The sequence below is a fragment of the Zhongshania antarctica genome, from assembly GCF_014202945.1.
GTDB classification, from domain to species: domain Bacteria; phylum Pseudomonadota; class Gammaproteobacteria; order Pseudomonadales; family Spongiibacteraceae; genus Spongiibacter; species Spongiibacter antarcticus.
The window spans coordinates 1-7,101 of the sequence record NZ_JACHHW010000021.1; the positions used below are offsets into that span (position 1 = coordinate 1).

The window sequence follows — 7,101 nt, forward strand, 5'->3', positions numbered from 1 at the left end:
TTTTTAAACTTTCTCACCACCTCAACCGCTTCGTTTTACTGCTTGCTCCACCTCGGTGAAGTCCGCGTCAGCTGTTGAGGAGGCGCATTATAGACACGCCAGCTCGGGAGTCAACGTGTTTCGTAAACTTTCTTTAAACGGGGGTAAAACAGCAGCAATATAAGGGCCCCATAGAGAACGGCGTCGAAGTAACTTGAGCGAACTTGCCAGAAGACATGCACCCACGCCAATAGAGCTATGACATAAATCAGCTTGTGGACTTTCCGCCAGTTGCGACCGAGCGCACGCATCGCCCTATTATTTGAGCTTAGCCCCAGTGGCAGCAGAAGCAACCACGCCAGAAAACCCACTACTATATAGGGCCGCTCAAGCAACTCTTCTTGAGCAATTCGCCAATCCCAAGCAAACAGATAGGTAAGTACGACCAAAAAATGCAGGTTGACGTAAAACCACGTATATAAGCCAAGCATGCGCCGATAACGCAACAGCTTTGGCATATTCAGCCATTGTCGCAGCGGCGTAACCGCCAGGGTCAAGATTAATAAACGAATCGACCATTCACCCGTTAAAAGGATTAGCGCCTTAACGGGGTCGGTTCCTAAGCTTTCACTCAACGCAGCCCATACGATATAAGCAAGCGGAAGGAGGCAAAGAATATGAAGTACGGGCTTCGCCCACGCCAAATTTGATGCGCTCGGTTTCGGCATTAGTAATTGCGTCGCAAGTTCATGCCTTTATATAGGTTTGCAACCTGATCACCATAACCATTGAACATCTGAGTTTCAATTCGGTTAGGTCGCAACAAGCTGCCCGGCAGACGCCGCTCGTAACGCTGGGTCCAGCGCGGGTGATCTACCTCTGGGTTCACGTTTGCGTAAAAGCCATATTCATTTGGGGCTATGCCCTCCCAACTGGTTCGGGGCTTGCGTGAGGTGAAGCGGATTTTCACGATGGACTTGATACTTTTAAAGCCGTATTTCCATGGCACCACCAGCCGGATAGGCGCGCCATTCTGGTTTGGCAAAACCTTGCCATACATACCTACACTCATAAAGGCTAAAGGATGCATAGCCTCATCTATGCGCAAGCCTTCTTTATACGGCCAATCGATAGTACTAAAGGCAGAGCGCTGACCGCGCATCTCATCGCGCCGAACTAGGGTGGTGAACTCTACATATTTGGCGCTTGAAGTCGGCTCAAACATTTTCAGCAAGTCAGCTAACGGAAACCCCACCCATGGAATAACCATTGACCACGCCTCAACACAACGCAGCCGGTAGATGCGCTCCTCCAAGGTCATTAGCTTCATCATATCTTCGAGAGGGTACTTGCCGGGCTTTGCGACCTCGCCTTCAATCGACACCGACCAAGGGTCAGTCGTCAGCGCATCAGCGTAGCGCGCAGGGTCAGATTTATCGGTACCAAATTCATAGAAATTATTATAAGTACTGGCGTCGGTAAAAGAGGCTGGTTTCTCGTCGGTATAGAAGGGGTTACTAGATTTAGCGACAACAGACTGGTAATTAAGCGCCGCCAATTCCGGCTTAGTCGCCGCAGCGCTCGCCAAGGGCAGGCCCAAACCAGCCATCGCCGCCCCCACGCCGATACCGTGCATAAATTGGCGACGCTGGAGATAAACACTCTCTGGCGTAATTTCACTACTGGGTATATCGGACGACGAACGGATTAGCATGGCGCAACTCCCTAAAGAATGATTCCTCCTCTTTAGATGCGCCAGCTACCGCAATGTTACAACTGGCTCATTTAAAGCGACGATAAATAGCTTGTACGGGGCCAGATAGCGCATAGATCAAAGCCGCCGCCAATAAGACTCGCGCGGGATCCACCGACACAAGACCAAAGATCAACACCACAATAATCATCACCACGAAGGGGACTCGACCACGAAAATCGATGCCTTTAAAGCTGCTATAACGCACATTCAAGATCATCAATATACCGCAGACCGCCATGAGAATTCCGGCAAATACCTCAAGCTCGAAGTGCACGCCTTTCTCAACCCAACCCTCTTCGGCACAAACCCACACTAGCCCCGCCATGACTGCAGCCGCAGCAGGACTCGCCAAACCGGTAAAGTAATTTTTATCTGCCGTGTCAATTTGAGTGTTAAAACGCGCCAAACGCAACGCAGCGCAGGCAACGTATATAAATGCCACTGCCCAACCAAACTTACCTAAATCGACCAGTGCCCAACTAAACACCACTAATGCCGGCGCCACACCAAAGGACACCATATCGGACAGGCTATCGTACTCTGCGCCAAATTTACTTTGGGCATTCATCAGCCTCGCAACCCGGCCATCTAAGCCGTCAAAGATCATGGCCGCAAAAATAGCGATGGCGGCATTTTCAAAATTACCGTGCATACCCGATATAATCGCAAAGAAGCCCGCAAACAGTGCCGCGGTCGTAAAGAGGTTAGGCAGCAAGTAAATACCGCGCTTACGCTCAGTTTTACCATTCACCGAGACCTCTTCCTCGTGGTCGTCAATTAGCAGCAAGGCTTCCGTGTCAAACGGCAATTTCGGCTTGTCGTTGCCCTGTTGTTCTGTCATAGCGTTCCCGATTCGTTAAATATGTCTATAAAAGAGGCATCATAAATTAAATGCCCTAACTGTACGATGACCTAGCGCAATCCCAAAACGCTTTGACCAGCGGATTGGACAATCGTTGCTGCAAGACCACCACCCCAATTTCCATCATTGGCAGAGCCGGCTCAACCGGAACCACCCGCACCCGCTCCCGCAAAAAGCTCGTCGCCAACACCAGTTCAGGCACCACACCAATCCCCAGCCCCAGCGCCACAGTGCTGACTATCGCCTCATGACCACTGACCTGCGCGTATACACTTGGCTTAATTTGCATCTGCCGAAACCACTGTTCAATCAACGTCCGCGCCACCCCGCGTTCCGGTAGTATAAAGGGCAAACTCGCCAAGGTTTGCGGCGACAACACCTCCCCTACCGCAGAAATCTGCTCATTTACCGCGCAGGGAATATTGGGCACCAATAACCGCAGTGGCGAGCGTGTTAGCTCTTGGTACTGCAAACGCGGCGACAACTGCCGTGGTTTGGCAGTAATGCCCAAATCTTCACCACCCTCGGCAATCCGCTCAATGGCATCCGCCTGATCACCAGTATGCAGCTTCAATTCTATCGCAGGATAACGCTGCCGAAACACCTCAAGAATATTACTAAGCACACTATAAGAAGCTGTAACCGAACAAAATAAGCCCAATTCCCCCTGTAAGGTTTCGCTGTGAACATGTAAGCGCTGAATAATCGACTGCCAATTCACCACCGCTTGTTCAGCATAGCGCAGAAATTCTCGCCCTGCGGCGGTCAACTGTACGCGGCGATTATCGCGCTCAAATAAGGACACGCCAACCTGCTCCTCTAAACGCATCACCGAGCGACTCACCGCTGAGGCACTCAGGTGCATAGCCTCGCCGGTACGGCCAAAGTGCAGGGATTGACTGAGGTGGATGAAGGTTTGGAGTTCTTTGAGGTTCATAGAAGTAAGTCTGACGTCAGATGTCGGGCGTCGGATGCAAAACCGACATGAGCGAGCCTGCGCGTCCGACGTCCGACACCAGACCTCCGACTAAATGCTAAAAACGCAACACTACATCAACTATATATCATTTTACGCAACAAACAAGCGGTGCTAAAGTGGCCGCCATTGTGGGATACCACCTCCCCACGAGCCAATTTCAAACACCTATTAGGAGAGAATCATGGGCCAGAATTACTTTAACAGCCTGCCGCTGCGTCTTCAGCTGCAAGAGCTTGGCAAATGCCGTTTTATGGATCGCAGTGAATTCGCAGATGGCTGCGAATACTTGAAAGGCAAAAAAATTGTCATTATCGGTTGTGGCTCACAGGGTCTTAACCAAGGTCTTAACTTGCGCGACTCTGGCTTGGACGTGTCTTACACGCTCCGCGCTGAAGCCATTGCTGAGAAGCGCCAGAGCTGGAAGAACGCTACCGAGAACGGCTTTACGGTTGGCACCTACGAGGAACTGATCCCCACTGCTGACGTGGTAATGAACCTGACCCCAGACAAGCAGCACACCCCCGTTGTTAACGCGGTTATGCCGTTAATGAAAGAAGGTGCTTGCCTAGATTACGCACACGGCTTCAACCTAGTTGAAGAAGGTATGCAGATTCGTAAAGACATCACTGTTGTCATGATGTGCCCGAAATGCCCAGGCACTGAAGTGCGCGAAGAGTACAAGCGCGGCTTTGGTGTTCCAACCCTGATCGCTGTTCACCGGGAAAACGACCCCAAAGGCGAAGGCATGGCAATTGCCAAAGCACTGGCCTCTGGTACTGGCGGCGACCGCGCCGGTGTTCTGGAATCTTCACCAATCGCTGAAGTTAAGTCTGACCTGATGGGTGAGCAAACTATTCTTTGCGGCATGCTGCAAACTGGCGCCATCTTGTGCTTCGATAAAATGGTTGAGCAAGGCATCGACGCCGGCTACGCCTCTAAGCTGATTCAATACGGCTGGGAAACAGTCACCGAAGGCCTGAAGCACGGCGGCATCACCAACATGATGGACCGTCTAAGCAACCCCGCCAAAATCAAAGCATTTGATTTGGCCGAAGAACTGAAAGACATCATGCGCCCGCTGTACGAAAAGCACCAGGACGACATCATCAGCGGTCACTTCTCCAAGACCATGATGGAAGACTGGGCAAACGACGACAAAAATCTGCACGCTTGGCGCGCGGCAACCGCCGAAACCGCTTTCGAAAAGACGCCTGCTGGCGATGTAAAAATCAGCGAGCAAGAGTACTACGACCACGGTATTTTGCTGGTTGCTATGTGTAAAGCCGGTGTAGAACTGGCCTTTGAGTGCATGGTTGCTGCCGGTATGGAGCCAGAGTCTGCTTACTACGAGTCGCTGCACGAAACCCCACTGATCGCTAACACGATTGCCCGTCGTAAGCTGTATGAAATGAACGTTGTTATTTCAGACACCGCTGAATACGGCTGTTACCTGTTCGATCACGCTTGCCGCCCGCTGCTAGCTGATTTCATGAGCAAGGTTTCTACCGACATCATCGGTAAAGGCCTGAACACCAAAGATCTGGGTGTCGATAACCAGGAGCTGATCACCGTTAACGCGGCGATTCGCAACCACCCTGTTGAAGTTGTTGGCCGCAGACTGCGCGGTTACATGACGGCAATGAAGAAAATCGTTTAAGGTTTCTTGTTTAAACATCAAGAAACTCAAAACCGAAAAAAGGGCGCTAATCAGCGCCCTTTTTTATGTTTAATTTTTCCCAAAATTTGCCTGTAAAAATATTGCCTAAAAAATAGACTGCGAATATGATGCGCACCCAGTGGCATCCTGCCACTTTCCGACCGGCCGGCGCGCCCCGCACGAGGTGGCAGTATGCCATTTTGCAATTCAACGATCAGCGTTATCAATCTGGGTGACGCATTCCAAATACCAGAGCTTGAAAGTGCCGCCCTTGCGCCCTATGAGTTCACCCGCTATCGCGACGCCTATCATGTGCCCACCGCGTCTGGCGAAGCTTGGCTGTTTCAATACGGTATTGTGGTATTTTGGGCCGTGTCCGACGACGACCAACAGCTACTCATAAAACGCGTAACACCTTATATTCTGCTGGAATCGACCAAACGCAGCCGCGAGCTATTTCAGTTTGCACTGAACGCCGAGCAACTCAGCGTCCGCGGCGATCAAATATCCCTACCCGGTGACGATCATCTGCTCAGACTGGCGGTATCCCACGCGCTGGCACAATCCACCCAGCTGATTGTGTTCGAAACCATGGTTTTGGACAATATCAAAGCCACCGCACATATACCGGCAACCCTAGCAGAAAAGGGTAAAATCCCCCTGCGGCGCAAAGAGCTGGCCAAAATTCGCGGTCGCTTGTTCGCCGCCAAAAGCGATATTATTTTGCATTATGGCTTGCTCGATACCCCGGAATTTTTCTGGGAGCACCCAAACCTAGAATCAACCTATATGCAGCTCGCTCGTTACCTCGACATTAAGCCGCGGGTTGACGTGTTATCCCAAAAGCTGGGCACCATACACGAGCTTCTAGAAATACTGGCCGACGAGCAAAATCACAGTCACAGTGCTTTTCTTGAATGGATCGTCATCCTGCTGATTGGCTTTGAAGTGGTGATGGCGGCGTTTCACTAGCCTTTTACTAGGTCACTGGCGCTCGGCTCCAAATACCTATGATTGGCGTACCATGCGCTCGAAGTATCGGCTCAATTTGGCGATGCAGCGCATGGTAACGATAGAACGGCACCCGAGGAAACAAGTGATGAATCGAGTGCAAGTTCTGTCCCAACCAAAACCACTCCAAAAGCCGCATCCACTTAGGCATGATTAGGCTACTCGTATTTTGATAGCGCTTAGTATTGTCATAGGGAAAATGCGGACGATAGGCAAACCAATACGCTGTAAAGAAACCACCCATAAAATAGCCAAGCAAAACAACAATAGCGATACCCGGCTGTTCGATCAGCAGAATAATAAGTAAGCGCCAGGTTAAGGAAAGAAAAAGCTCAGCACTGTAAATAACACGCTCACTAAAGCGAGCGGACTGCCAATTGTTTTTCGCGAAAAAGCTATTCTGGGTCCAAAAGAATTTGACCGTAGTCAGTACAACGCTGACAAGCCCGCTGCGCATACCACGAATTAAAAAATCTGGGTCTTTACCTTCAATATTAGTAAAACGGTGATGGGTAAAGTGCTCGTGCTTATGCGACGCAAAAGGCACACCGATAATCGGTGCAACAAGGTAACCACATAAGTCGTTCAGCCATCGTAAATTCGCCTTACCGCCATGAATATTGCCGTGTACCGCTTCATGCAAAGTCGTATACGACATATAAGTTAATACGCTGATGAACGGCGTAGCAAGCCAAACTGACAGCAAACCGACAGCAAAAGCCCAAATACATAGCACGAACAGGCTCGTTACAAGCAGCGTCAGGAGACTGTAATTAAGTCTGTGTAACTGTCTATCATTAACCCCTTACGGGAAGGATAGACAGATTATGAACAAAAAAGACTTAGAAGCCTTTGCA

Annotated in this window: 7 protein-coding genes; 2 read left to right on the forward strand and 5 right to left on the reverse strand. The window is 50.4% G+C overall.

All coding sequences use genetic code 11. The features are described from left to right. Positions 1-110: 110 nt before the first annotated feature. The 4 genes from HNQ57_RS17585 to ilvY all read right to left on the reverse strand — a co-directional run bounded on the left by HNQ57_RS17585 (position 111) and on the right by ilvY (position 3,534). On the reverse strand, positions 111-614 hold the full coding sequence (locus HNQ57_RS17585; RefSeq protein ID WP_226968184.1) for a protein-methionine-sulfoxide reductase heme-binding subunit MsrQ: 504 nt from the start codon (positions 612-614) through the stop codon (positions 111-113). Positions 615-706: 92 nt separating this feature from the next. After that, positions 707-1,693 (reverse strand): protein-methionine-sulfoxide reductase catalytic subunit MsrP, encoded by a 987-nt coding sequence (gene msrP / locus HNQ57_RS17590; protein WP_184465238.1) that lies wholly within the window; start codon positions 1,691-1,693, stop codon positions 707-709. A gap of 67 nt (positions 1,694-1,760) precedes the next feature. Further along, complete coding sequence (gene pssA, locus HNQ57_RS17595; RefSeq protein ID WP_184465240.1) at positions 1,761-2,576, reverse strand: CDP-diacylglycerol--serine O-phosphatidyltransferase; 816 nt, start codon at positions 2,574-2,576, stop codon at positions 1,761-1,763. A gap of 55 nt (positions 2,577-2,631) precedes the next feature. Next, the gene (gene ilvY / locus HNQ57_RS17600) at positions 2,632-3,534 is read right to left on the reverse strand and encodes an HTH-type transcriptional activator IlvY (RefSeq protein WP_184465242.1); all 903 of its coding nucleotides are present in this window, start codon (positions 3,532-3,534) and stop codon (positions 2,632-2,634) included. 223 nt (positions 3,535-3,757) lie between these two features. On the opposite strand from ilvY, the gene ilvC reads away from it, so the two are divergent. Both ilvC and HNQ57_RS17610 read left to right on the forward strand, forming a co-directional pair. Further along, positions 3,758-5,233: a ketol-acid reductoisomerase gene (gene ilvC / locus HNQ57_RS17605; RefSeq protein WP_184465243.1), complete on the forward strand. Its 1,476-nt coding sequence runs from the start codon at positions 3,758-3,760 to the stop codon at positions 5,231-5,233. A 192-nt stretch (positions 5,234-5,425) separates the two neighbouring features. Beyond that, the gene (locus HNQ57_RS17610) at positions 5,426-6,205 is read left to right on the forward strand and encodes an RMD1 family protein (protein WP_184465245.1); all 780 of its coding nucleotides are present in this window, start codon (positions 5,426-5,428) and stop codon (positions 6,203-6,205) included. Between the two features lie 7 nt (positions 6,206-6,212). On the opposite strand, the gene HNQ57_RS17615 is transcribed toward HNQ57_RS17610, so the two are convergent. After that, positions 6,213-6,980 carry a fatty acid desaturase family protein gene (locus HNQ57_RS17615; protein WP_226968183.1) on the reverse strand — a complete coding sequence of 256 codons (768 nt, stop codon included), beginning with the start codon at positions 6,978-6,980 and terminating at the stop codon, positions 6,213-6,215. Between the last annotated feature and the right edge of the window lie 121 nt (positions 6,981-7,101).